Source organism: Streptomyces endophyticus, from assembly GCF_035798155.1.
GTDB classification, from domain to species: Bacteria; Actinomycetota; Actinomycetes; order Streptomycetales; family Streptomycetaceae; genus Streptomyces; species Streptomyces endophyticus.
Genome location: NZ_JAOZYC010000207.1, coordinates 117,075 through 142,055, shown reverse-complemented (window position 1 = coordinate 142,055; position 24,981 = coordinate 117,075). Strand labels below are relative to the sequence as shown.

Here is a 24,981-nt window from a genome sequence, read left to right as displayed (position 1 = left end):
CGATGTTGACGCTCTTGACGCTCCGAGGTATCTGGCAGTGACCCCCGCGAACCCGGCCCCCCAGAGGGTGACCGTCGTCGGAATCGGTGCGGACGGCTGGCCCGGCCTGCCGGAGGCGTCCCGTGAGGCACTCCGTGCCGCGGACGCGGTCATCGGTGGCCCCCGCCAACTCGACCTGCTCCCCCAGGAGTGCACGGGCGAGCGCGTCCCCTGGCCCTCGCCGTTGCGGCCCGCCGTGCCGGGTCTCCTGGCGCGCTATGAGGGGCGCCGCGTCGCCGTTCTGGCCAGCGGTGACCCGATGTTCTACGGGATCGGCCGCACGCTCGTCGAAACCGTCGGCGCCGCCGCGCTGTACGTCCTGCCGCACCCGTCCTCCGTGTCCTACGCCTGCGCGCGGCTCGGCCGGCCCGTCGAGGAGACCGAGGTGGTCACGCTGGTGGGCCGCCCGGCCGACCGGCTCGCCGCCGCGCTGCACCACGGCCGCCACGTCCTCGTCCTCTCCGCGGGCGCGGACACCCCCGCCGAGGTCGCGAAGCTGCTGACCGAGCGGGGCTTCGGGCCGAGCCGGCTGACGGTCCTGGAGCGGCTCGGCGCCGAGGACGAGACATCGTACGAAGGGGTGGCAGAGGCCTGGACGCACGCGCCCGGCGACCCGCTGAACGTGATCGCGGTCGACTGCCGCCGCGCCCCCGACGCCCTCCGCCTCGGCGCGGCGCCGGGCCTGCCCGACGCCGCGTACGAGCACGACGGCCAGCTCACCAAGCGCCACGTGCGCGCCGCGACCCTCGCCGCGCTCGCGCCCGCCCCCGGGGAACTGTTGTGGGACATCGGCGGCGGTTCGGGCTCGATCGGCATCGAGTGGATGCGCACGCACCCGTCCTGCCGCGCGTACGCCGTGGAGCGGGACGCGGAGCGCGCGGCCCGCATCGAGCGGAACGCGGCGCGGCTCGGGGTGCCGGGTCTGACGGTCGTCACCGGTCCCGCACCGGAGGCGCTGGCCGAACTCCCGGCGCCCGACGCGGTGTTCATCGGTGGTGGTCTCACGGCCTCCGGTCTGCTCGACGCCTGCTGGGCGGCGCTCGCGCCGGGCGGCCGCCTGGTGGCGAACACGGTCACCCTCGAATCCGAGGCGCTGCTCGCCACCTGGTACCGGAGCCACGGTGGCGAGCTGGTGAAGCTGTCCGTCGCGCACGCGGTGCCGGTCGGCGGTTTCACGGGGTGGCGGCAGGCGATGCCCGTCACGCAATGGTCCGTAACGAAGACAGGGGTTGGACAGGCATGACGGTCTATTTCATCGGGGCGGGCCCCGGCGCCGCCGACCTGATCACGGTCCGCGGCGCGCGCACGCTCGCCGACTGCCAGGTGTGCCTGTACGCGGGTTCGCTGGTACCGGCCGAACTCCTCGCCGAATGCCCGCCGGACGCGAAGCTCATCGACACGGCCAACCTCGACCTCGACGCCATCGAGCGGGAGTTCGCGGCGGCGCACGAGGCGGGCCACGACGTGGCCCGCCTGCACTCCGGCGACCCGTCGGTGTTCTCCGCGGTGGCGGAGCAGATGCGCCGCCTGGACGCGCTCGGCATCCCGTACGAGATGGTGCCCGGGGTCCCGGCGTTCGCGGCGGCGGCAGCGGCGCTGAAGCGCGAACTGACGGTGCCCACGGTCGGCCAGACGGTGATCCTGACCCGTATCGCCCAGCAGGCGACGCCGATGCCCCCCGGCGAGGACCTGGCGACGTTCGGCGCGAGCGGCGCGCTCCTCGTCCTGCACCTGGGCGCGCGCTACGTGGACCGGATCGTGGCGGAGCTGACTCCGCACTACGGCGCGGACTGCCCCGCCGCGGTCGTCGCCTACGCCAGCCGCGAGAACGAACTGGTCCTGCGCGGCACTCTCGCCGACATCGCGGACCAGGTGAAGGCGTCGGGTGTGCTGCGGACGGCTGTGATCATCGTGGGCCGCACGCTGGGTGCTTCGCAGTTCAGGGACAGCCACCTGTACTCGACGGAGCGCGACCGCGATTGTTCAGAGGTGTAGCGCAGGGGAGCAGTGAGCGTTCAAAACCGGTCAAGATTGCCAACGGGCCGTTTGGTGGAGGAATTCCCTCCGCTGTGCGATACATGATTATTTAGTCCGTTTCGCGAACAGGGCGCGGCTGCGGCGTTCTCCCGGGATTGGTCTGGACCGAGGTCGCTGACGTGCCCTTTCGCGCGCGCGGTGGCCTCGCGGGGGATGGCACCGCGTGCCGGACAGCCGGTTTCTGGCCACGGGGAAAGTGGATCTCGCTCCCGGGGTGCCGGTGGAGTTAGGTTTCGGGCCGAGCCGCGGCGGTCGAAGCGATTCGAGTCGATCGAACGTACCCAACAGCCCTTTCTCAGCGGGCAGTTGGTGACCGGAACGCGACCGCTGTCGGCTGCTCGTTTCCTGCTTTCCAGACACCCTGAAAGGAAGTCCATGCGCCTCAGAAATCTGGCCGTCGCCTCGGCGGTCGCCCTGGCCGGCGTCGGTACCGCCCTCAGCACGTCGGGTACGGCCATGGCGGCGGAGTCCTGCACCAGCGGCTACGCCTGCCTGTACTACAACAGCAACTACTCCGGCGCCTTCTACCGGCAGTACTTCAACATCCCCAACTACTCGGGCTACTACTTCAGCGCGAGTGCCTCGGGCAGTGCCGGCGCCGGAGTCGCGGTCAAGAACAACACCGCGTCCGTCGACAACTGGGACTTCTACAACGGAATCCGCATGTACTACAACAGCAACTACGCGGGCACGTCGCAGTCGATCGCGGCCGGTGGGGCGGCGAACCTGAACAGTTCGCTGAAGAACGAGAACGCGTCGGGCAAGTTCTACTAGGCCGACCGCTCCTGGCAAGTTGAGCAAGAGGTGCGCTGCCCAATGCAGCTGGGCAGCGCACCTCCGCGGCCAGAAGTCTAGCGAGTTCACTCTTCGCCGAACATCGATCAGGTCAAGGACGTTCATCACCATGCGCACCAGCAACTTCCGCCTCCCCCTCGCCTTACTCGGCGCGACGCTCGCCGTCACGCTGGTGGCCGGATGCAGTGACGACGGGGACGGATCGGCGAACGCGTCGTCAGAGGGCGGCACGGGCACCCCCAAGGTCGCCTCCGTGCCGAAACTGACCTCGGTCACGGACAAGTCGCTGCCCATCGACGCGTACCTGATGAGCGACGACCAGCTCGAAAAGATGCAGCAGGCCGAGTTCACGCTGCGCGAGCGGTGCATGGAGCACTTCGGCATCGCCTACCGGGTGCCCGCGGCGGAGCAGGCGTTCCACCCCAAGAGTCGTACGCAGTTCCGGTACGGCGTGACGGACGCCGACGCCGTCGCCACCCACGGGTACAAGCCGGCCGGCTCGGAGAAGACGGCACGGCGGACCAAGCCGCAGGAGCTGAGCCGGACCGCCAACATGGTGCTGACCGGCACCGACGACCCGAACGTGAAGCCCGGATCCACCGCCGCGAAGGGCGGTCAGGACTACCAGGGCAAGAAGGTCCCGGCCGGTGGCTGCATCGGGGAGGCGAGGACGAAGCTCGGGGCCTCCGGGTCGCAGTCCTACGGCGGCGACGCGACCGCCAACAAGGTCAACACGGACAGCTGGGCCAAGTCCTACGACGACGAACGCGTCCGTGCCGTCTTCGCGAAGTGGTCGGCCTGCATGAAGAAGCAGGGCTATGCCTACGCCGACCCGATGAAGGCCGGGGACGACCCCGCGTGGCAGAAGGCCACCGTCGCCACCGCCAAGGAGCGCCGGGTCGCGTCGGCGGACGTCGCCTGCAAGACCAAGTACAACGTCGTCGGAACCTGGTACACCGTCGAGGTCGCCTACCAGGACCAGATGATCGAGCAGGACGCGCAGGCCCTCTCCGAGGCGAAGAAGGCCAAGGAGAAGCAGCTCAAGCTGATGGCCGAGGTCTCGTAACGCCGGGGTGCTCCCGAAGCGTCAAGCAGTCGAAGAGTTCGCTCGGCCTGGAGAGGTTCCGTGTCCCAACCAGCACAACACGCACGCCGGTTGACGCCCGAGGAACCCCTCGTCGCCGCGGACAGGGGCCTGTCGCGGAAGCGGAAGTGGGTGGCGGTCGTGGCCGCGGCGGCGGTGCTGCTGACCGGGGCCGGGATCGCAGCCTCGTTCGTCGTGAAGTCCCCCGCGCAGGCCGCGGCGGACGCGAAGGCGCCGGCCGAGGCCGTACTGACCGCTCCGGTGGAGAAGCGGGTGCTGAAGGACTCCGTGATCCTGCGGGGCACGGTGGTGGCCGGGCAGACCGTCGACGTGTCCCCGGCCGGTGGCGGCACGGAGGGCACGACCGGCTCCGTGGTCACCAAGGCGCCCAAGCCGGTGGGCACCCGGATTCGGGCCGGGCAGGTCCTGACCGAGATCTCCGGCCGCCCGGTGTTCGCGCTCAAGGGCAAGGTGCCCGTCTACCGCGACCTCAAGCCGGGCTCGAAGGGCGCCGACGTCGCCCAACTCCAGGGAGCCCTCGCGGGGTTGGGGCACGCGACCGGAAGCGACACCGAGGGGACGTTCGGGGCGGGGACCAAGAGCGCGCTCGCCGCCTTCTACGCGTCGATCGGCTACAGCCCGGTGTCCGCGCAGAGCGACGGCGCCGCGACGGTGCAGTCCGCCCAGGACGCCGTCACCGAGGCCGACCGCGCGTGGGAGGACGCCAAGGACGCCCGTGACAAGCACGCCGACGACGAGACCCGCAAGGCCGTGGACCGGGCGGCGGAGGACCTCGCGCGGGCGCGGAGCAGGCTGGAGCGCGCGCAGGTGGCGGCGGGGCCCATGCTGCCCGCGTCGGAGGTCGTGTATCTGTCCGGCTTCCCGGCCCGCGTCGACAGCGTGAACGCGGTGCTCGGCTCGACGGCCACCGGCAAGGTGATGACGGTCTCCGCGGGCAGGCTCGCCGTCGACGGTTACCTTCAGGAGTCCCAGAAGGGGCTGGTCAGGGCCGGGCAGAAGGTGGAGATCCGCGCGGAGGCGACGGGGTTCACGACGACCGCCTCGGTCCGCTCGGTGGCGGACACCATGGCCGCCGCGCAGGACGGCGCGGGGACGCAGGGGGCCACCGGGACCGATGCCGGTTCCGGCGAAGGCGCCGGTTCGGGCTCGGGTTCGGGTTCCGGCGGCGACAGCGCGGCGCAGGGCTATCTGATGGTGGTCACCGCGGACAAGACGCTGCCCGGTGACACGGTGGGGCAGGACGTCAGGCTGACCGTCGAAGCGGCGTCCACGAAGGGCAAGGCGCTGGTGGTGCCGGTGACGGCGATCTCCTCCGCCGGGGACGGCAGCACCGTGGTGACGGTCCGTCAAAAGGGTGGCACACAGCGCCGGGTAGAGGTCCGGACGGGCACGTCGGGCGACGGGTTCGTCGCGGTCACCCCGGCCGCCGGGGAACGGCTCGCCGAGGGCGACGAAGTGGTCACCGGAGTGAAGCAGGCCGCCACCGGGGCCGGGCGATGACCCCCGCCGAGCGGGCGGACGCCCCCGTCATCGAGTTCCGTCAGGTGGGCCTCACCTATCCGGGCCCGCCGCCGGTACCGGCCTTCCGGCCCTGCGACATCCGCATCGAGGAGGGCGAGTTCGTCACCGTGATCGGCCCGTCCGGATCCGGGAAGTCGACCTTCCTGAACATCGTGGGACTGCTCGACGCGCCCACCGAGGGCACGTACCTGCTCGACGGCATCGACATCGGCACGCTCAGGGACGGCGACCGCACCGCGCTGCGCGGCCGCCGCATCGGGTTCGTCTTCCAGTCCTTCCATCTGCTGCCGCACCGCAGTGCGTCCGAGAACGTGCTGCTCGCCATGGTCTACAACGGCACGCCGCGCGCCGAGCGCGCGGACCGCGCCCGCCAGGCCCTGGAGCGGGTCGGCCTCGGACACCGCGTCGACTCCCTGCCCACCCGGCTGTCCGGCGGGGAACGCCAGCGCGTCGCGATCGCCCGCGCCCTGGTCTCCCGTCCCTCGCTGCTGCTCTGCGACGAGCCGACCGGCAACCTGGACAGCAAGAACGCGGAATCGGTCCTCGGGCTCCTCGAAGAGCTGCACGGAGCGGGGATGACGGTCCTGGTCATCACCCACGACCCCACCGTCGCCGCACGGGGCGCACGCACGGTCGCCATCCGCGACGGGGTCCTCCACGAGCAGGTGGCCGCCTCGTGAACCGGCGCGGATCACGGAGCCGTTCCGCGCGCAGGCCGTGGGGCCGATTCCTCGGCGCACGCCGGAGCGCGGGTCCCGTCGCCCCCTCCGTCCTCGCCCCCCGCGATCTGCTGGGCGAGTCCGTGGCCGGCATGTTGCAGCGGCCCGCGCGCTCGGCGCTCACCGCGCTCGGCACGGTCCTCGGGGTGGGCACCTTCGTGGCGATCCTCGGGCTGACCGCCACCACGTCGTCCCAGATCGACGAACGCTTCAACATCCTGACCGCGACCGAGGTCGACGTCGAGGACATCGGCATCGAGCAGAACGAGTTCGTCCACCTCGCGTTCCCGCACGATTCCGACGCCCGGGTCGAGCGGCTGCCCGGTGTCGAACACGCGGGTGTCTACTGGACGGTCGACACCCGCGGCACCGACGCGACGATCCGCGCCTCGCCGGTCGGCGACGCCTCGTCGGGCGAACGCGCGGACATCGTCGCCGCGTCGCCCGGCGTCATCGAGGCGGCGGTCCCGCACGTGGCGCAGGGCCGGGTGTACGACGCCTACGCGGAGCGCACGGCGCAGCCCGTCGTCATGATCGGGGCCGGGATGGCCTCGCGGCTCGGCATCACGACGCTGGAGACGCACCCCGCGATCTTCATCGGGGACCAGCCGTTCACCGTGGTGGGCATCATCGACGACGTGAAGCGCAAGGCCGATCTGCTGCTGTCGGTCGTGGTCCCCCGCTCCACCGCGGTGAAGCTGTGGGGCGAACCCGGCGCGGGCGGCGCGAAGATGCTCGTCGCCACGAAGATCGGTGCGGCGCAGCAGGTCGCGAAGGTGGCGCCGACCGCGCTGCGCCCCGACCACCCCGAGTACTTCAAGGCCCAGCCGCCGCCCGACCCCAAGACGCTGCGTTCTCACGTGACGTCGGACCTTCAGCAGCTCTTCCTGCTGCTCGCCGCGATCTGTCTGGTGATCGGGGCGGTGGGCATCGCCAACACCACCCTGGTCGCCGTCCTCGAACGGACCGGGGAGATCGGGCTGCGCCGGGCGCTCGGCGCGCGGGGCGGCCACATCACGCTCCAATTCCTCGCGGAATCAGGGGCGTTGGGCGCGCTCGGCGGGCTGATCGGCACCAGTCTCGGCACCCTGACGGTGGTGGGTGTCGCCGTCGCACGCGACTGGACGCCCGTGGTCCATCCGACGACGGTGGCGGCGGCCCCCGTCATCGGTCTGGTCACCGGCCTCGTGGCCGGTCTCTACCCGGCGTGGCGGGCCTCCCGCATCCAGCCGGCGGAGGCATTGCGCCGGTAAATCCGAGTACTTCGGCCGGCCGCGTAACGCGGCGCCGTGCCCGCGGCGTCATGACTGATGTGGGAGCGGACGCGATGTCGGGAGAGGGAGACCCATGGGTGGATCGGCGCGTAGGGATGCGGAGATCGAATCCTTCATGCGAGCCGTGAGCCCGCGCCTCTTCCGTGCCGCCTTCCTCGTCTGCGGCGACTGGCACCTGGCCGAGGACCTGGTGCAGACCACTCTGGGCAAGGTCTTCGTGTCCTGGGGGAGAGTCCGCAAGGCGGACAGTCCACCGGCGTACGTGCGCACCATGCTGATGCGCACCTACCTCTCGCATGTCCGGCTGCATCGGACGTACGAGAAGCCCGTGGACCGTCTGCCGGACAACCCGTCGGCGTCCCACGACCCCGCCCTGCGGATCGCCCTGGCCGGGGCCCTGGCGCAGCTGACGCCGAAGGACCGGGCCGTGGTCGTGCTGCGCTACTGGGAGGACCGCAGCGTCGCGCAGGCGGCCGCGGACCTGGGGATGAGCGCGGGCAGCGTGCGGATCCGCAGCATGCGCGCACTGGCGCAGCTGCGCGCGTCGCTGGGCGGCGAGTACGACGCTCTCGTCAGTCACTGATCACTGAACTGAGGGGAAGGGACCGATCAGCCATGAACTCGCCGATGAACTCGCCCATGAACTCGCCGATGAACGGAGAAGAGCAGGAGTTCGCGCCCCGCGTGGGGCAGCTCCTTGAGGCGTACGGCCGTGAACTCCCGGCCCCCGGCACGGACTTGGTGGCCGGCGGCCTGGCCAGGGGACGACGGATGAGGCGGCGCAGGCGGGCCCTGTGGGGCTCCGCGGGCTTCACCCTCGCGGCGGGGCTCACCGCGGGGGCGCTGGCGGGCGGGATCCTGCCCGGCGGCGGAAGCGGTGAGGCGTCCGTGGCCAGGGGGACCGGCACGGCCGTCACCGTCCCCGACTTCTCGCCGGCCGCCGCGCGGATCTCCCCGCCCGCGGGAAAGGAGGCCCTCACCGGGAAGGCGTCCGTGGCCGTCCTCAAATCGCTGCTTCCCGGCGCACCGGCCACCGGCGGCTACCAGTGGTGGGAAGGACCGGCGGGGAAGGAGCGGGCCGCCAACGCGGGCGGGCGGCTGCTCGTGACCGGTGGCGGCGGCCGGGCGGAGGTGACGGTGAGCGTGGAGGGGAACTTCCAGCTCGCGACGGTCGACGCGCTGACCAAGGACGCCGCGCGGAAGAACGCCGTAGGCGGGAACGGGAAGCAGGACAAGAGCGGCATCACCGCCCCGGACAAGTCGGCGGCCGCGAAGGAAGCGTCGGGGGAGAGCGCCGGAGGGAAGGGCAAGCCACTCCGCCCGGTCACCAAGGCGCAGCTCCGGGACTTCTACTCCTGCGAGGCCCGCCGGGAGAGCAAGGTGCGGCAGACCTCCTGCGACGCGCGCAACCTCGCGGACGGCTCCGTGCGGATCAGTTACGAGGAGGAGTCCGGGAAGCTGGTGCGGCGTACCAGCGACGTACTGCGCGAGGACGGCACACGTGTCGTCGTCACCGTCTCCAACAGCTCGGACAGCAAGCACGGCCCGGCGGTCGTGGCGGCCCCGCCGTTGAGCGCGGCGCAGGTGGCGGCCATCGCCACGAGCACCAAGTGGCAGCCCTGGGTGGACCCGTCCGTGATCGAGGACGCTCAGCGCCTGTCGTGACCGGCGGCCCGGTCGGGGCCCTCGGGGTCGCTCCGCCCCACCACGTTCCCCGCACGGTCGATGCAGATGACGTCCACCGCGACCGGTGCGCCGCGCAGTACCGCCAGGGCCTCGTCGCGGGCCGTCGCCGCCACCAGGTCGCCCAACGGAACGCCCGCCGCCGCGCACAGTTGGAGTGCGGCGAGGCCGGTGTTGGCCTCGGCGATCTCCTCGGCGAGGGCTTCCGACGCCCCGCCCCCGCGCGCCAGGTCCGCCAGGAATCCCTTGTCGACCTGTGACCGCCCCGAGTGCAGATCCAGATGTCCTGCCGCCAGCTTGGACAGTTTGGCGAAGCCGCCGCAGATGGTCAGGCGGTCGACCGGGTGGCGGCGGATGTACTTCAGGACGGCGCCCGCGAAATCGCCCATGTCGAGCAACGCGTCCTCGGGCAGGTCGTGTTCGCGCACGACCGTCTTCTCCGACGTCGAGCCGGTGCAGCCCGCGACATGCGTACGGCCCGCGGCGCGCGCCACGTCGACGCCCCGCCGGATCGAGTCGATCCACGCCGAGCACGAGTAGGGCACGACGATCCCCGTCGTGCCGAGCACCGACAGGCCGCCGAGGATCCCGAGCCGCGGGTTCCAGGTCGAGCGGGCGATCTCCTCGCCGTGGTCGATGGAGACCGTGACCTCTACGTCGCCGGTGCCGCCGTGGGCTGCCGCCACCTGGTCGAGGTGCGTGCGGATCATCTCGCGCGGCACCGGGTTGATGGCCGGTTCGCCGACGGGCAGCGGAAGTCCGGGCCGGGTGATCGTGCCGACGCCGGGCCCCGCCTTGAACACCACTCCTGAGCCGGGCGGGAGGCGCCGCACCGTGGACCGGACGAGCGCGCCGTGCGTGACGTCCGGGTCGTCACCGGCGTCCTTGACCACGCCCGCCGTCGCCGACTCCCCGTCCTGGGACTCGACCGCGAGGGCGAACGACGGCGTCTGGCCCTTCGGCAGCGTGATCGTCACCGGGTCGGGGAACTCGCCGGTCAGCAGCGCCGTGTACGCGGCCGTGGTCGCGGCGGTCGCGCAGGCGCCGGTCGTCCAGCCGGGCCGCAGACCGGTGTGCTTGAGTTGGGCGCCGCGCCCGCCCTTCGGCTCAGCCGATTCGTTCATGGAGTTCCCCGATGCCGCACGTGTTGATTCTCGGCGGGACGACCGAGGCCCGGCGCCTTGCCGACGCCCTGGACCCGCACGTCCGTGTCACCAGCTCCCTCGCGGGACGCGTCGCGGCGCCCCGGCTGCCGGCCGGTGAGGTGCGGATCGGCGGGTTCGGCGGAGCCGAGGGGATGGCGGACTGGATCCGCGGGCACGCCGTGTCGGCGGTCATCGATGCCACCCATCCCTTCGCCGAGACGATCAGTTTCAACGCGGCGCGGGCCGCCGCCACCGCCCATGTTCCCCTGCTCGCGCTGCGGCGGCCCGGCTGGGTGCGGGGTGCGGGTGACGACTGGCGGGAGGTCGGCGACCTGGCGGAGGCGGCGGAGTGTGTACGGGGGGCGGGGCGGGTCTTCCTCACCACCGGGCGGATGGGGCTCGCCGCGTTCGCCCACGTCGACGACGTGGATTTCCTTGTGCGGTCCGTGGATGCGCCTGAGCCGCCGGTTCCGCCGAGGATGGAGGTGCTGCTTGATCGGGGTCCGTTCACGTTGGACGGCGAACGTGCGGTTCTCGCGGAGCACGGTGTCGATGTGCTTGTCACGAAGGACAGTGGCGGCGCCGCGACCTCCCCGAAACTTGTCGCTGCGCGGGAGGCGGGTATCCCGGTGGTCGTCGTCCGCCGTCCCCCGGTACCCGACGGGGTACCGGTGGCCACCACGGTGGAGTCGGCGGTTGAGTGGCTCCACGCCACCGTGCCTTAAAGGCTGGGGCTCTGCCCCATACCCCGCTGCTCAATCGCCGCAGGGGCTTGATCGATCAAGCCCCGCCGGCGATTGAGGCGCGGGGTCCGGGGCGGAGCCCCGTGGGCGTCACACGGTGCCGGGTTCGGGGTAGCGGCGCGGCGTCCACGCCACCCTGGTCCCGTCCGGCCGGACCACCGCCTGGGTCTGCGACGACCCGACGATCAGCAACGTACGCATGTCGACGACCTCCGGATCCAGGTCCGCGAGCCGCACCACCCGCACGCTCTCCTCCGCCCCGCCCACATCCCGCGCAAGAACCACAGGCGTGTCCGGCAGCCGCAGCTCAAGCAGCAACTCCCGCGCCTTGCCCACCTGCCAAGTACGGCTGCGCGACCCGGGGTTGTAGAGCGCGAGCACCAGGTCGGCCGCGGCAGCCGTCCGCAACCGCTCCGCGATGACCTCCCACGGCTTCAGCCGGTCGGACAGCGAGATCGTCGCGTAGTCGTGGCCGAGCGGCGCACCCGCCTTCGCGGCGGCGGCGTTGGCGGCCGTGACGCCGGGGAGCACCCGCACCGGTATGCCCGAGTAGCGGTCCTCGGAGGAGACTTCGAGCACCGCCGTCGCCATCGCGAAGACGCCGGGGTCGCCCCCGGAGACGACCGCGACGCGATGACCGCGCAGGGCCAGGTCGAGGGCGAACTCGGCGCGCTCGGACTCGACCTTGTTGTCCGAGCCGTGCCGCACCTGCCCCGGACGCTCGGGCACGCGCGCGAGGTACGTCGTGTATCCGACCAGGTCGTCGGCGTTCGCCAGCGCGCCGCGCGACTCCGGCGTCAGCCAGGGCGCGCCCGCGGGCCCCGTGCCGACGACCACGACCTCGCCGCGCGCCGGGTCCGGCGCCTCGACCGGCTCGGCGTCGACCCGGGAGGGCAGCACGGCGACGGAGAAGTACGGCACGGACGCCGGGTCGATGTCGGCCAGCGCCCCCGTCCGCTCGCCGTCCATGAAGGCCCGCTCGACGTAGCGCGCGTCGTCGAGCCGCCCCGAACTCTCCAGCGCGGCACGCACCTTGGTGAACGTACGCCCCAGCTTCATGACGACGGCGGAGTCCGCAGCGGCGATCCGCGCGGACAGCTCGTCCTCCGGGAGCGTGCCGGGGATGACGGTGAGCGTCTCCTTGTCCTCGCACAGCGGCTGCCCGAGCCGCGCGGCGGCGGCGCTGATGGACGTGACACCCGGGATGACGGTCGTCTCGAACCGGTCGGCGAGCCGCTTGTGCATGTGCTGGTACGAGCCGTAGAACATCGGGTCGCCCTCGGCGAGCACGGCGACGCTGCGCCCCGCGTCGAGGTGCGCGGCGAGGGTGGCCGCCGCCTCCTCGTAGAAGTCGTCGAGCGCGCCCCGGTAGCCGCCGGGGTGGTCCGTCGTCTCGACGGTGAGCGGATACATCAGCCGCTCCTCGATCTGCGTCTCACGGATGTGCTCCGCGGCGATCGAGCGGGCTATGGAACGCCCGTGGCGCGCGCAGTGGTACGCGATGACGTCGGCCGAGGCGATCGCCTTCACGGCGGCGACGGTCATCAACTCCGGGTCGCCGGGCCCGAGCCCGACGCCGTACAGCTTTCCCTGCTGGGAAGGGGCGTTGCTCATGCCCGGTCCTCCATGATCTCGGCCTCGGTCGCGATGGCGTTCAGCGCGGCGGCGGTGATGGCGCTGCCGCCCCTGCGCCCTCGTACGACGAGGTGGTCGAGGCCCAGTTCGTTCGCGGCGAGGGCGTCCTTCGACTCGGCGGCGCCGACGAAGCCGACGGGTATGCCGAGAATGGCGGCGGGCTTCGGCGCCCCCTTCGCGATCATCTCCATGAGGTGGAAGAGCGCGGTGGGCGCGTTGCCGATCGCGACGACGGCGCCGTCGAGCCGGTCCCGCCACAGTTCGAGCGCGGCGGCACTCCGCGTGGTCCCCAACTCGGCTGCAAGGTCAGGTACTTGGGGATCCCGCAAGGTACAGACGACCTCGTTGTCGGCGGGCAGCCGCTTGCGGGTGACGCCGCTGGCGACCATGTGGGCGTCGCACAGGATGGGCGCCCCGGCGCGCAGCGCGGCCCGCGCGTTCGCCACGACGCCGGTCGAGTAACCGATGTCCTGTACGAGATCCACCTGGCCGCAGGCGTGGATCATGCGGACGGCCACCTGGGCGATGTCGGCGGGCAGCGCCGCGAGTCCGCTCGCGGCTTCCGCGCGGATCGTGGCAAAGGACTCGCGGTAGATCGCCGCGCCGTCCTTCTCGTAGTCGAACACGGTTGCTCTCAGCTCTCGGTGTGGTGGGGGACGGAGGGAACGGTGATGGTGTGGCCGCCGCCGGGCAGCGCCACGATGTCGACGTACGGCTCGGCGGGGTGCCCGCAGCGCCGCTCGCAGCCGGACCAGTAGGTGGGCAGTTCAGGGTGCGCGTCCCCGATGTGCGCGGCGGCCTCGGCCCGCACGTCGGCATGCGCCTTGGCGCACCCGGGCCGCCCGATGCATGCCGCTACGCGGGTCCAGGGGGAGGAGGGGTCGGCCACGAGCCCGGTATCGGCGAGCTGCGCCTGCGTGGCACCGGGCACGACGACGCCGCGCCAGGGCGTCAGCCGAAGTTCCCGCTGCGGAAGTTGCTCCGCAAGCGAGACCAGGGCGTTCCACTGAGCGGGTTGGATGGCCCCGAACGGCACGGTGACCTCCGGCCGGGCAGCGGAGTTGCGCGGCACCGTGGGCCGCCTTGCCCACCCTGCCGCCCCAGGCGGCAGATTGCCCAAGGCGGGGGCAGCCACATCAAGCCCCTTCGGCGATTCGGGCATTTCAAGCCCCTGCGGCGATTGAGCAGCGGGGTCCGGGGCGGAGCCCCGAGGCCGCAACCCCGGGTGACCGGCCAGCCGACGGGTCAACTCGTCCACGGATACGTCGAGTTCACGCACACGCCACACCCGCCCCCCGGCCTCCCGCGCAACCGCGACAAACACCTCCGCCGCGGCAACCGCAACCTCCGCGGCGCAGCCATACGGCACCCGGAACCCCGCCTCGCCAAGAAAGACCTCCGCCTCCCCCGACGGCAACCCCCGAACCAGCACATCCGGACGGAGACCGGCGACATCCCCCCGCCCGTCGTCCAACCCGAACAGAAACCGCCCGGACAACTCCGGCGTGACGGAACTCGCACACAACGCCGCGTCGAGCCCGGTCAACCACTCCCGTACATCCACGAACCCGCACCCGTCGAGCCCGGACATCGGCGAAGCCACCACGTTGCGGACCCGCTCGTGCGCGGCCGACGGCAGCAGCCCCGCCGCCCCGAGCACCTCCGCGAGCTCACCCCCGCACCCGTCCCGCAGTCCTCGCAGTTGCACATTCCCGCGCGAGGTGAGGTGCAGCATCCCGTCCCCGAGCCGTCCCGCCGCCCCGGCAAGTGCCCGCGCCTGATCCACGCTCAGCACCCCGCCGGGTATCCGTATCCGTGCGAGAAACCCGTCGTCGGCCATGTGCAGCCGCAAAGCACCCGGGCAGGCGTCGCCGGAGCCCGCACCCGGCTCAGGGGGTGGGACGGATAGGGCGGAGATGGGGGAGGCGGGCATGCCGGGGAGCATACCTATGGCCTCTTTCCACCACCCCGTACCAGGTCGTCGCCCGGCACCGTACGATGCTCGGTGGCTGCCCGGACCCGGTCGGCCGTCGCCGGCGACGGCGGCAGGGGAGGAAGCCCGGTGCGATTCCGGCGCGGTCCCGCCACTGTGAGCCTCTGCTTCACGAAAGCAGAGGTGAGCCAGGAACTCCCTTCCCACGACCACCCGGGGCGCGGACACCCCGAGGAAGGCCAGACGACGCATGCCTCAGCAGCTCCTGCTCCTGTCGACGTCGGACACCGACCTGCTCAGCGCCCGTGCGGCCAACGCCGCCGACGCCCCGGTCGCCTACCGCTTCGAGAACCCCTCCCGCATCGACGTCGAGACGGACCTGCCGGGCCTCCTCGACGGCGCGGACCTGGTGGTCGTACGCCTCCTCGGCGGCGTCCGCGCCTGGCAGGACGGCATCGACCGGCTGACCGCCGCCGGGATCCCGCTGGTCGTCCTCACCGGTGAACAGGCCCCCGACGCCCAGCTGATGGCGACGTCCACGGTCCCGATCGGCATCGCGGCCGAGGCCCACAAGTACCTGGCGCACGGCGGTCCGCAGAACCTGGACCACCTCGCCCGCTTCCTCTCGGACACGGTGCTGCTGACCGGCCACGGCTTCGAGCCGCCGGTGGCCGCGCCGACCTGGGGCGAGCTGGAGCGCGAGCCCGCCACGCAGCACGACGGCGCCCCCACGGTCGCCGTGCTGTACTACCGCGCCCACCACATGAGCGGCAACACGGCGTTCGTGCACGGCCTCTGCGACGAGATCGAGCGCACGGGCGCCCGGCCCCTCCCGCTGTACGTCGCGTCGCTGCGGGCCCCCGAGCCGGAGCTGATCGACGCGCTCCGCCCGGTCGACGCGATCGTCACGACGGTGCTCGCGGCGGGCGGCACGAAGCCCGCCGAGGCGAGCGCGGGCGGGGACGACGAGTCGTGGGACGCGGGCGCGCTCACGCAGCTCGACGTCCCGATCCTCCAGGCCCTGTGCCTGACCTCCTCCCGCGCCGACTGGGAGGCGAACGACGAGGGCGTCTCGCCGCTCGACGCCGCGAGCCAGATCGCGGTGCCGGAGTTCGACGGCCGCCTCATCACCGTCCCGTTCTCCTTCAAGGAGATCGACGAGGACGGGCTCCCGGCCTACGTCGCCGACCCCGAGCGCGCGGCACGCGTCGCCGGGATCGCCGTGCGGCACGCCCGCCTCAAGCACATCCCCGCGCAGGACAAGAAGCTCGCGCTCGTCCTGTCCGCGTACCCGACGAAGCACTCGCGCATCGGCAACGCCGTGGGCCTGGACACCCCGGCCTCCGCGGTGGCGCTGCTGCGCCGGCTCCTCGACGAGGGCTACGACTTCGGGGACACGGCCGAGATCCCCGGCTTGGCCTCCGGCGACGGCGACGAGCTGATCCGCGCGCTCATCGACGCGGGCGGCCACGACCAGGAGTGGCTGACCGAGGAGCAGCTCGCGAAGAACCCGGTCCGCATCCCGGCCGCCGACTACAAGCGCTGGTACGCGACGCTCCCGGCCCCGCTCCGCGAGTCGGTCGAGCGGCACTGGGGCCCGCCGCCCGGCGAGATGTTCGTGGACCGCTCCCGCAACCCCGAGGGCGACATCGTCCTCGCGGCGCTGCGCCGCGGGAACCTGCTCATCCTCATCCAGCCGCCGCGCGGCTTCGGCGAGAACCCGATCGCGATCTACCACGACCCCGATCTCCCGCCGTCCCACCACTACTTGGCGGCGTACCGCTGGATCGCGGCGTCGGCGGACGACAACGGCTTCGGCGCGGACGCGATGATCCACCTGGGCAAGCACGGCAACCTGGAGTGGCTGCCGGGCAAGAACGCGGGCCTGTCGTCGGCATGCGCGCCCGACGCGGCGCTCGGCGACCTCCCGCTGATCTACCCCTTCCTGGTCAACGACCCCGGCGAGGGCACGCAGGCCAAGCGCCGCGTCCACGCCACGCTCATCGACCACCTGGTGCCGCCGATGGCCCGCGCGGACTCCTACGGCGACATCGCCCGCCTTGAGCAACTCCTCGACGAATACGCCCAGATCAGCTCGATGGACCCGGCGAAGCTTCCGGCCATCCGGGCCCAGATCTGGACGTTGATCCAGGCGGCGAAGCTCGACCACGACCTGGGCCTTCAGGCCCGCCCCGACGACGACGGCTTCGACGACTTCCTCCTCCACGTCGACGGGTGGCTCTGCGAGGTCAAGGACGCGCAGATCCGCGACGGGCTGCACGTCCTCGGCGTGGCGCCCTCCGGGGCGGACCGGGTCAACCTGGTCCTGGCGATCCTGCGGGCCCGCCAGATCTGGGGCGGGTCCCAGGCGCTCCCCGGCCTGCGGGAGGCGCTCGGCCTGGACGAATCGGCGGCGACCCGTACGTCTGCCGACGAGGCGGAGGCGCTGGCGCGGACCCTGGTGGAGTCGATGGAGTCCCACGACTGGTCCCCGGAGGCGGTACCGCAGGTTGTCGCCGCGTCCGTTCCGACGCCACGGGGCTCCGCCCCGGACCCCGCTGCTCAATCGCCGCAGGGGCTTGAAATGCCCGAATCGCCGCAGGGGCTTGATGGTGTCGCCGCGATTCTCGACTTCGCCGCGCGCGAAGTCGTGCCCCGGCTGAGCGCGACAACGGACGAGTTGGACAACGCCGTCCGCGCGCTCAACGGCCGCTTCGTCCCCGCAGGGCCCAGCGGCTCACCCCTGCGAGGACTCGTCAACGTGTTGCCGACCGGGCGGAACTTCTACTCCGTCGACCCGAAGGCCGTCCCGAGCCGACTCGCCTGGGAGACGGGGCAGGCGCTCGCCGAGAGCCTGCTCACCCGGTACAAGGACGACAACGGCGAGTACCCCACCTCCGTGGGCCTCTCCCTCTGGGGCACGAGCGCCATGCGCACCGCGGGCGACGACATCGCGGAGGCCCTCGCCCTCCTCGGCATCCGCCCGGTCTGGGACGACGCCTCGCGCCGCGTCACGGGCCTGGAGCCGATCCCGTACGAGGAGCTGAACCGCCCCCGCATCGACGTCACCCTCCGCATCTCCGGCTTCTTCCGCGACGCGTTCCCGCACACCATCGGCCTCCTCGACGACGCGGTGCGCCTCGCCGCGTCCCTCGACGAACCGGCCGAGATCAACTACGTACGGGCGCACACCCAGGCCGACCTGGCCGAGCACGGCGACGAGCGCCGCGCCACGACCCGGATCTTCGGCTCGCGCCCGGGCACGTACGGCGCGGGGCTGCTCCAGCTGATCGACTCCAAGGACTGGCGCACGGACGCCGACCTCGCCGAGGTCTACACGGTGTGGGGCGGCTACGCGTACGGCCGCGGGCTCGAAGGAAAGTCCGCCCGCACCGAGATGGAGACGGCCTACAAGCGCATCGAGGTCGCGGCGAAGAACACCGACACCCGCGAGCACGACATCGCCGACTCCGACGACTACTTCCAGTACCACGGCGGCATGGTCGCCACCGTGCGTGCTCTGCGCGGGACCGCCCCCGAGGCGTACATCGGCGACTCGACCCGCCCCGAGACGGTCAAGACCCGCACGCTCGTCGAGGAGACGTCCCGCGTCTTCCGGGCCCGTGTCGTGAACCCCAAGTGGATCGAGGCGATGCGTCGCCACGGCTACAAGGGCGCCTTCGAACTCGCCGCGACGGTGGACTACTTGTTCGGCTACGACGCCACGACCGGCGTCATCGCCGACTGGATGTACGACAAGTTGACCGAGACGTACGTCCTCGACGAGACGAACCGGAAGTTCCTCAGCGAGAACAACCCGTGGGCCCTGCACGGCATCGCCGAGCGGCTCCTGGAGGCCGAGTCCCGCGGCATGTGGGAGAAGCCGGACCCGCAGACGCTGGACGCCCTCCGCCAGGTGTATCTGGAGGCGGAGGGCGACCTGGAGGCCGACGAGTAGGTCAGCCGTTCCTGCGGCGCATCCGGCGCCCGGTCACCGTGGCCAGGACACCGAGGGCCAGCAGCGCCGCGGCCGCGAGCCCGCCGAGCAGCGCCGAGTCCGAGGACCCCGTGCCCGGCAGCTCACCGTGAGCCTGCGGAGAGCCCGGCCGGGCCGGGGGAACCGGCGTGGTCGACGGGGCCGGAGGCGTCGGCACGTCTGTGTCGCAGTCCGGTCCCTCGGAGCCGTCCGCGCAGGCGGAGGCCTCGACGCGGACGCGGTGGTCCTCGATCTCGCCGGGGCCGCCGTATCCGACCGGCGAGGGCGCGGGCAGGGCGCGGCGGGCGCGGACGGCCGCCTCGTCGTCCCCGTACAGGCGCAGTCTCAGGTAGGAGTGGCCGGGCTCGATGCCCCGCGTCCCCTGGAAGGTGAGGGTGGCGCTGGTGGCCCCGTCGGGGACGGTGGCGGTGGCCATGTCGCCGGCGTCGAAGGAGCCGTCCTCGCCCCGGTCGAGCCAGCCCGCCAGCACGGCGTCGCGGCCGGTGGTGTTGGTGACGGCGACGTTCAGCGTGGTGCTGTCCCGGTCCTGCCGGACGGTCGGCGCGGTGACGGCGTCCTCGCCCTTGTCGGCGTCGGCGCCGGTGCCGGGCGAGCCGTTCTCGTCGTCCTCCGCGGTCTTGCCGAGCCGCAGCCCGTCGACGAGCTCGTGGTACGCGCCGTCGTTCCCGCGCAGGGTGTGGAAGCTGTCCGGCGCGTCACCGAAGTCGTACTCGGGGGCGGGCAGGACGCTTCGGCAGTCCGGGTCGGCGCTGCCGGGCGGGCAGTTGGAGCCGGGTCCTGTGACGCCGTTGACGAACCGTCCGTCGCCGTCGCCCGGGGTGTCCACGACGGCCGAGTAGGTCACGGTGGCGGTCTCGCCCTTGGTGAGGTCACCGGTCCAGGTCAGCTTCGGTTCGGCGTACGCCACCGTGCCGGTGGTGGCCTTCGCGTCGTCGCTGTAGGCGGCGTCGTCGAGGACGTCGGTGAGGTCGTCGGTGAAGGTGGCGCCGGGGTAGTCGGCCTCGCCGTCGTCGGTGACCTCGACGGTGTAGGTGATGGTGTCGCCGGGGCGGGGGTCCTTCGGCCGCGCCGTCTTCTTGATCTTGAGCGAGGGGAGCCCGGTGGTCGTCGTGCAGTCGGGATCGGCCGAGCCCTCGGGGCAGTTGGTGCCGGGGACGTCCCCGGTGACCGCGTTGGTCAGCAGCTTGTCGCCGGTGAGCGTCTCGTCGACGGTGACCGAGTAGGTGAGCGTCACGGTCCCGCCCGCCGGGATGTCGCCCTTCCAACTCACCTTCGGCGCCGCGTAGTCCACGGTCCCGGAGGTGGCGACGGCGTCACCGTTGTACGAGGCGTCGTCGAGGACCTTGGTCAGGTCGTCGCTGAACGCGGCGTCCGGGTAGGCCACGGTGTCGCTGTCGTTGGTGACGGCCACCGTGTAGCCGACCTTGTCGCCGGGCAGCGGGTGCGTGGCGTCGGTGGTCTTGGCCAGGGTGAGGCTGGGCACGTCGTCGGCGGTGGCGCACTTCGGGTCGGTCGAGTCCGGCGGGCAGTTCGAGCCCGGGCTGCTGGAGACGACGGCGTTGTCGAGCTCGCGGTCGCCGAGCTTCGTCCGGTCGCCGTGGACGCGCACCGAGTAGGTGACCGTCACGGTGCCGCCCGCCGGGATGTCACCGGTCCAGGTCACCTTGGGGGAGCTGTGTCTCACGCTGCCGAGGGTGGCCTTGGCGTCGCCTTCGTACGTGGCGTCGTCGAGGGTCCTGCTGAGGTCGTCGGTGAAGGTGGCACCTTCGTACGTGGCCTTGCCCCGGTTGGTGACGGTGACCGTATACGTGACCTTGTCGCCGGGCCTGACGAGGCCCTTCGCGTCGGAGGTCTTGGCGAACTCCAGGTCGGCGACGGGGTGGTCGGTGGTGCATCCGGCGTCGGTGGAGCCGGTCGCGCAGTTCGACCGGTCGTTGCCGGTCACGGCGTTGGTCAGCACGCCGTCCCCGCCGGGCGGGTCGTCCACCGTCACCGAGTACGTGATCTTCGCGCTCGCTCCGGGGGCGAGCGTGCTCGACCAGTTCACCTTCGGTCTCGTGTAGTCCACGGTTCCGGTGTCGGCGCGCGCGTCACCGTTGTACGCGGCGTCGTCGAGGACCCCGGTCAGGTCGTCGCTGACGTCCGCGGCCACCGGCACGTCGCCGGGGTTCTTCACGGTCACCGTGTAGTCGACCTTCTGACCGGCGACGACGGGCTTGCCGTCGGCCGGGGAGGACGTCTTGGTGATGGTGTAGCGGGGGTCCTGGAACTCGACCGTCGCGCAGCCCGGGGCGTCCACGCCGACCAGGTCGGTGACGTTGCCCTCGCCGCAGTTCTCGTAGCTTCCCGCGGTGTCGGATGTGACGTCGACGCTGAGCGTGCAGGACGTCTGGCCGGTGTTGAGGTCGCCCTTCAGCTTGACCGAGGCGCCGCCCGCGGTGGCGTCGACGGCGCCGTTGGTGCACGTCGTCGAGGTCGAGGCGGGGTCGGCGACCTTCAGCCCGTCCGGCAGGTCGTCCGTGAACGACCAGCCGTCCTTCTCCGAGAGTTCGGAGGTGTTGGTCACGGTGAACGTGAGCTTCGACGTGCCGCCGGTCGGTACGACGCCGGGGCTGAACGCCTTGTCGAGGGACGGGGTGACGTCCAGGATCCGGATGTCGTCGAACGCCGCGTCGTTGCCGGCGCCCGAGCCGTTTCCGTTGATCATGCGGACGCCGACCTCGTCGCCGCTGAACAGGACCGCCTTGTCGGACGCCGAGTCGACCACGCTGATGGGCGCGCCGTTGATCGTGTACGAGCTGGCGCCGGGGTCCGTGCACGGGTTCACAGGGGACGACGACGTCGGGATCGCTGTCGTCCCGTTCATCAGGAAGAACTTCAACTGCGGCCCCGAGGCGAAGCAGTTCATCGCCGCGGACGACACCGAGAAGTTGATGAACCGGTTGCTCGCCGAGACCGGGATCGGGTCCGCCGTCTCGAACTCCACGGAGTTTGCGCCCGGGCTGTTGTACGTGAAGGCCGCGACCGCGTGGTTCCCGGTGGAGGGGTCGGTGCCGTTGAGGCGCCCGAGGGCGTCGGTGAGATCACGCAGCCGGTTGTAGTTGAGGGTGCTGTTGTGGCAGTCCTGCAGGGCGGGCCCGTAGCCGGCCGAGTCCGCCTGGTTCAGCACCCACCCGTTGCACTCCTTGAGCCACTCCGGGGCCGCCGTGTATGTGTGGCCCGTCGTGCTGGCGTAGGCCGTGAGCATGACCGGGTCCGACCCGTCGGGAACGTTCTCGAACCTTTCCCGGTACAGGGTGGTCGGGGCCTCGGGCACACCCGGCTCGGCGGCGCGGGCCGCGGCCCGCGCCGTCTTCCCGCCGCTCGACACCGTGTGGGCGCTCAGCGGGGGAGCCGCCCCGATGCCGAGCGCGGCACTCAACAGGAGCGCAAGGACCGAGGCCGGCCGGGAGGATCTCATCCGTCTCATCCCGGGAGTCTCACAGCGGACATACAGGATGACTGTCGTTACGTTGCGTAAATCATTCAGGTCGACCTGACTGGCCCAGCATCGCCGTGAAACTCCGCCCGTAGCCGTGCCGCGTCGCCACCTCGACCCGGGTGCCGCCCGGGACCCGCGTCACCCGCACCGCGTCGTCGCCCGCGACCTTGCGGAGCGTGCGCCCCCGCAGCACGAACGTCACGGTGTCACGCTCCGTGGTCGGATCGGACGCCGCCACCGTGACCTCGCCGCCCCGCCGGCGCACGAGCACGGACGCGGGTCCCTCCACCGCGAGCCCCGACACCCGGTGCTCGCCTCCGGTGAAGGTGTTCACGCCCGTGAGGCCGAGCCCCTCGTGGTCCACCGCCTGGAGCCGCGGTGTGTTCGCGAGCACCCGCACACCCTCGTACGCGCGCACCGCGGCCTCGGACGCGTTCGGCAGCAGCGCGTACGCGAAGGAGGCGGGCCCGGCCCCGGCCGACTGCTCGACCGCCAGCGAGAACACCTGCTTCGTCACCGCCGTGTCCGGGTTCGAGGTCCGCACGAGGCGGCGGCTGCGCGTCACCGTGTCGAGCCGCGCCTTCGCCCGCGGTCCGGCGAGGCGTACGTATCCCACGGCCGCGCCCCGCGTCCCGTCCGCCCAGCGCACCCAGCCGTCGCCCTCGGCCACGGTCACCGCGTCGCCCGCAGGCGCCACGCGCGCGTCGACGGTCGTCGTCACGGCCCGCCCGCCGCCGGGAGCGTCCCCGACCCCCGCCGCGAGCACCACGATCTCGTCGTCGAGCAGGAACCACGACTTGGTGGCCCGCGCGCTCCGGTACGCCACGAAGTCGTCCGGCAGCAGCCCCGCCCGCTTGTCCCGCCACGGCACGTCGTCGGACGCGACCCAGCCGACGGCCCCGTACACACCGTCGAGCACCGCCCCGCCCGAGTACGCCTGCGTGGCCGTCGGGAAGTACACGTACTTGTTCTGCGACTCGGACGACGCGGTGAAGTTCAGCGGGTGGTCCGGGTTGTCGTAGAAGAGCTTGCCGTCGTACAACTCCGGGACCGTTCCCCGGTGTTCGACGGGCGCGGTCACGCCCGCGAGTCCGTACGGGGAGACGGTGGTGAAGTAGTCGACGCCGAACGCCTGCGTCTGGTCCTGGCCCGCCAGGTACAGGTGGTGGGCGCCGTCCCCCTGGAACCACGGCATCAGGTTCTCGCCGCTCATGTACTCGTACTTGCTGATGCGCCGCGAACTGCGGGACAGCGTGAAGGCGTACCCCGGGCGGCGGTGCACCGTGCGGTCCATGGCGTTGAAGGCGACGGAGCGGGCGGGCGGATTGAGGTCGGTGGCCGGGACGGCGGAGTCGGCGAGGATGTCGGCGTACCGGACGATGCTGAGCGGCGAGACGAACGTCGCCGGGTCGAGGCTCGCCTTCGACGTGGCCCGGATGTGCTTCACGTACGCCTTGAGCGCGTCGGCCTCCGCCCCCGTCGACAGGGACGCGAGATCGACCACGGCCTCGACGATCGTGGCGGAGTCGGCGTAGCCGCTGCCCGTCCGCGACACGGCCCGCCCCTTCACCGCCTCCATCATCCAGCCCTCGAAGATCAACGGCGCGAACCCGTCGCGGACCCACCGCTGAACCGTCGGGACCAGCTCGTCCCCGTACGCGAACCCCGTCCCGTCGAGCAGCTTCAGCGTCTGGACGACGCGCGTGAGCAGGCCCTTCCCGTACGAGCCCGTGTACGCGACGGAGGAGTGCTGAATGAAGGAGCCGTCGGCGTAGTGGCCGTCCGTCACACCGTGCTGGAGGTCGTACGGGTCGACCGTCGCGAAGACGGTCAGCTGGTCGGTGAGCGCCTTGCGGATGCGGGGCTCGTCACCGGTCAGGGCGCCCTGGAGGACGCGGTTGGTGGTGATGTCGGCGAGGTTGGCGCCGGTGTGGAAGCGCGAGTCGAGGTCGACGTCGCCGTCCTTGCCGTTGCGCAGATAGGCGTCCATGGAGGCGATGTACGTGCCGGTGAGTTCGGCGGACGCGGCGTCCCCGAGCAGCACCAGCGCCCGGCTGACGTGCTGCGAGATGCCTATCTCCCACGTGAACCAGTTGCCGTAATAGCCGGCGGACTGGTCGCCGTAGTACCGCTCGTGCAGCCACTCCAGCGCGTCGACGACACGGCCGCGTACCTCTGAACTCCCGTACAGATCCGTCGAGATGCCGGGCGTACGCGTCGCCAGCGCGATCTCGTAGACCCGCTGGTACGTGGTGTTGAGGTTCGGGTCGCTGCTGCCCAGCGGCACGCCCTTGAACAGCTCGCCGCCCCCCGAGGCCGCGTCCATCGCCGCGAGGTTCGTCCGGGCCGTCCTCTCGATCGCGGCGAGCTTGGCGGCGGTCTCCTCGCGCGCGTTGGACGCTGCGGTGCCCGCGAACATCCCGGTCGCATTGGCGAGCAACTGCGCCGCCCCGTCCGCGAGTTCCGCCGCGCCCGCCCACTGGGTGGGCACGGCCGCGAGCACCCCGCTCGCGGCGAGCACGCTCAGCAGACGTCTACGGGTGATCTCCATTGATCTGTCCCTCCGGCCGGTTTTCCTTATGAGAAACCGACTCATTCGCAATTAACCAACCTCTAAACGAATTTGGTGCGGGCGACCCTTTTCGACCCAGTAGTGTTTTCCATGTCGCCGACGAACAACGCCGGCGGAAAAGAAAACCAGTGAATTGACCCAGAAATTCTAGGAGAACGCTATGAGCTTCCACAAGATTGCCCCCATCTCCAAGAACCGCAAGCCCGCCGCCCCGGCCGCCCCGGCCAAGCGTCACGCGCAGCCGAAGAAGGGTGCCCCGAAGCAGCACGCGAAGCGTCGTCCGGTCGGCGGCAAGCGCTGAC

General features: G+C 71.7%; 18 protein-coding genes and 1 riboswitch. Of the genes, 12 read left to right on the top strand and 6 right to left on the bottom strand.

Features of this window, described 5'->3' with window-relative positions:
• Window positions 1–37: 37 nt before the first annotated feature.
• The 9 genes from cbiE (at window position 38) to OKJ99_RS42215 (ending at window position 9,155) form a co-directional block, all read left to right on the top strand.
• Window positions 38–1,282, top strand: coding sequence for a precorrin-6y C5,15-methyltransferase (decarboxylating) subunit CbiE (gene cbiE, locus OKJ99_RS42255; RefSeq protein WP_326023970.1), 1,245 nt, complete (start codon window positions 38–40; stop codon window positions 1,280–1,282).
• The gene (gene cobM / locus OKJ99_RS42250) at window positions 1,279–2,034 is read left to right on the top strand and encodes a precorrin-4 C(11)-methyltransferase (RefSeq protein ID WP_326023969.1); all 756 of its coding nucleotides are present in this window, start codon (window positions 1,279–1,281) and stop codon (window positions 2,032–2,034) included. Before cbiE ends, cobM begins: the two co-directional genes overlap by 4 nt.
• Window positions 2,035–2,451: 417 nt before the next feature.
• Window positions 2,452–2,850 carry a hypothetical protein gene (locus tag OKJ99_RS42245; protein WP_326023968.1) on the top strand — a complete coding sequence of 133 codons (399 nt, stop codon included), beginning with the start codon at window positions 2,452–2,454 and terminating at the stop codon, window positions 2,848–2,850.
• Window positions 2,851–2,980: 130 nt separating this feature from the next.
• Window positions 2,981–3,937: a hypothetical protein gene (locus OKJ99_RS42240; RefSeq protein WP_326023967.1), complete on the top strand. Its 957-nt coding sequence runs from the start codon at window positions 2,981–2,983 to the stop codon at window positions 3,935–3,937.
• Window positions 3,938–3,997: 60 nt separating this feature from the next.
• Entirely contained in the window at window positions 3,998–5,476 is a 1,479-nt protein-coding gene (locus OKJ99_RS42235; RefSeq protein WP_326023966.1) for an efflux RND transporter periplasmic adaptor subunit, read from the top strand.
• The gene (locus OKJ99_RS42230) at window positions 5,473–6,177 is read left to right on the top strand and encodes an ABC transporter ATP-binding protein (protein ID WP_326023965.1); all 705 of its coding nucleotides are present in this window, start codon (window positions 5,473–5,475) and stop codon (window positions 6,175–6,177) included. The genes OKJ99_RS42235 and OKJ99_RS42230 overlap by 4 nt, the downstream gene beginning before the upstream one ends.
• Complete coding sequence (locus tag OKJ99_RS42225; RefSeq protein ID WP_407700877.1) at window positions 6,174–7,469, top strand: ABC transporter permease; 1,296 nt, start codon at window positions 6,174–6,176, stop codon at window positions 7,467–7,469. Before OKJ99_RS42230 ends, OKJ99_RS42225 begins: the two co-directional genes overlap by 4 nt.
• A gap of 94 nt (window positions 7,470–7,563) precedes the next feature.
• Window positions 7,564–8,073 (top strand): SigE family RNA polymerase sigma factor, encoded by a 510-nt coding sequence (locus tag OKJ99_RS42220; RefSeq protein WP_326023964.1) that lies wholly within the window; start codon window positions 7,564–7,566, stop codon window positions 8,071–8,073.
• Between the two features lie 32 nt (window positions 8,074–8,105).
• The gene (locus OKJ99_RS42215; RefSeq protein WP_326023963.1) at window positions 8,106–9,155 is read left to right on the top strand and encodes a hypothetical protein; all 1,050 of its coding nucleotides are present in this window, start codon (window positions 8,106–8,108) and stop codon (window positions 9,153–9,155) included.
• On the opposite strand, the gene OKJ99_RS42210 is transcribed toward OKJ99_RS42215, so the two are convergent.
• Window positions 9,140–10,297, bottom strand: coding sequence for a cobalt-precorrin-5B (C(1))-methyltransferase (locus OKJ99_RS42210; protein ID WP_326023962.1), 1,158 nt, complete (start codon window positions 10,295–10,297; stop codon window positions 9,140–9,142). The two genes, OKJ99_RS42215 and OKJ99_RS42210, sit on opposite strands and share 16 nt — an antisense overlap.
• An 11-nt stretch (window positions 10,298–10,308) precedes the next feature.
• Here OKJ99_RS42210 and OKJ99_RS42205 point away from each other — a divergent pair, with 11 nt between their 5' ends.
• Entirely contained in the window at window positions 10,309–11,043 is a 735-nt protein-coding gene (locus OKJ99_RS42205) for a cobalt-precorrin-6A reductase (protein WP_326023961.1), read from the top strand.
• A gap of 108 nt (window positions 11,044–11,151) precedes the next feature.
• On the opposite strand, the gene OKJ99_RS42200 is transcribed toward OKJ99_RS42205, so the two are convergent.
• From OKJ99_RS42200 to cobG, 3 genes are read right to left on the bottom strand one after another with little or no spacing between them, the layout of a single operon-like run.
• Window positions 11,152–12,675 (bottom strand): precorrin-2 C(20)-methyltransferase, encoded by a 1,524-nt coding sequence (locus OKJ99_RS42200; RefSeq protein WP_326023960.1) that lies wholly within the window; start codon window positions 12,673–12,675, stop codon window positions 11,152–11,154.
• Complete coding sequence (locus OKJ99_RS42195; RefSeq protein WP_326023959.1) at window positions 12,672–13,322, bottom strand: precorrin-8X methylmutase; 651 nt, start codon at window positions 13,320–13,322, stop codon at window positions 12,672–12,674. The genes OKJ99_RS42200 and OKJ99_RS42195 overlap by 4 nt, the downstream gene beginning before the upstream one ends.
• Before the next feature lie 8 nt (window positions 13,323–13,330).
• Window positions 13,331–14,629: a precorrin-3B synthase gene (gene cobG, locus OKJ99_RS42190; RefSeq protein ID WP_326023958.1), complete on the bottom strand. Its 1,299-nt coding sequence runs from the start codon at window positions 14,627–14,629 to the stop codon at window positions 13,331–13,333.
• Between the two features lie 92 nt (window positions 14,630–14,721).
• A riboswitch (cobalamin riboswitch) is annotated at window positions 14,722–14,829 on the top strand.
• Window positions 14,830–14,879: 50 nt separating this feature from the next.
• Between cobG and cobN the strand changes: the two genes are divergently transcribed.
• Window positions 14,880–18,587, top strand: a complete 3,708-nt coding sequence (gene cobN, locus OKJ99_RS42185; RefSeq protein ID WP_326023957.1) for a cobaltochelatase subunit CobN — start codon at window positions 14,880–14,882, stop codon at window positions 18,585–18,587.
• A gap of 1 nt (window position 18,588) precedes the next feature.
• On the opposite strand, the gene OKJ99_RS42180 is transcribed toward cobN, so the two are convergent.
• Entirely contained in the window at window positions 18,589–22,086 is a 3,498-nt protein-coding gene (locus OKJ99_RS42180) for a DUF7927 domain-containing protein (protein WP_326023956.1), read from the bottom strand.
• 61 nt (window positions 22,087–22,147) lie between these two features.
• Window positions 22,148–24,658 carry a polysaccharide lyase family 8 super-sandwich domain-containing protein gene (locus OKJ99_RS42175; RefSeq protein ID WP_326023955.1) on the bottom strand — a complete coding sequence of 837 codons (2,511 nt, stop codon included), beginning with the start codon at window positions 24,656–24,658 and terminating at the stop codon, window positions 22,148–22,150.
• A gap of 181 nt (window positions 24,659–24,839) precedes the next feature.
• Between OKJ99_RS42175 and OKJ99_RS42170 the strand changes: the two genes are divergently transcribed.
• Window positions 24,840–24,980 carry a hypothetical protein gene (locus tag OKJ99_RS42170; protein WP_326023954.1) on the top strand — a complete coding sequence of 47 codons (141 nt, stop codon included), beginning with the start codon at window positions 24,840–24,842 and terminating at the stop codon, window positions 24,978–24,980.
• Window position 24,981: the final 1 nt, after the last annotated feature.

Coding starts and splice junctions, on each gene's coding strand:
- OKJ99_RS42175 (WP_326023955.1), bottom strand. CDS start 24,658: ATGGAGATCACCCGTAGACGTCTGCTGAGCGTGCTCGCCGCGAGCGGG.
- cobG (WP_326023958.1), bottom strand. CDS start 14,629: ATGCCCGCCTCCCCCATCTCCGCCCTATCCGTCCCACCCCCTGAGCCG.
- OKJ99_RS42220 (WP_326023964.1), top strand. CDS start 7,564: ATGGGTGGATCGGCGCGTAGGGATGCGGAGATCGAATCCTTCATGCGA.
- OKJ99_RS42180 (WP_326023956.1), bottom strand. CDS start 22,086: ATGAGATCCTCCCGGCCGGCCTCGGTCCTTGCGCTCCTGTTGAGTGCC.
- OKJ99_RS42200 (WP_326023960.1), bottom strand. CDS start 12,675: ATGAGCAACGCCCCTTCCCAGCAGGGAAAGCTGTACGGCGTCGGGCTC.
- cobN (WP_326023957.1), top strand. CDS start 14,880: ATGCCTCAGCAGCTCCTGCTCCTGTCGACGTCGGACACCGACCTGCTC.
- OKJ99_RS42215 (WP_326023963.1), top strand. CDS start 8,106: ATGAACTCGCCGATGAACTCGCCCATGAACTCGCCGATGAACGGAGAA.
- OKJ99_RS42245 (WP_326023968.1), top strand. CDS start 2,452: ATGCGCCTCAGAAATCTGGCCGTCGCCTCGGCGGTCGCCCTGGCCGGC.
- OKJ99_RS42240 (WP_326023967.1), top strand. CDS start 2,981: ATGCGCACCAGCAACTTCCGCCTCCCCCTCGCCTTACTCGGCGCGACG.
- cobM (WP_326023969.1), top strand. CDS start 1,279: ATGACGGTCTATTTCATCGGGGCGGGCCCCGGCGCCGCCGACCTGATC.
- OKJ99_RS42210 (WP_326023962.1), bottom strand. CDS start 10,297: ATGAACGAATCGGCTGAGCCGAAGGGCGGGCGCGGCGCCCAACTCAAG.
- OKJ99_RS42230 (WP_326023965.1), top strand. CDS start 5,473: ATGACCCCCGCCGAGCGGGCGGACGCCCCCGTCATCGAGTTCCGTCAG.
- OKJ99_RS42170 (WP_326023954.1), top strand. CDS start 24,840: ATGAGCTTCCACAAGATTGCCCCCATCTCCAAGAACCGCAAGCCCGCC.
- OKJ99_RS42205 (WP_326023961.1), top strand. CDS start 10,309: ATGCCGCACGTGTTGATTCTCGGCGGGACGACCGAGGCCCGGCGCCTT.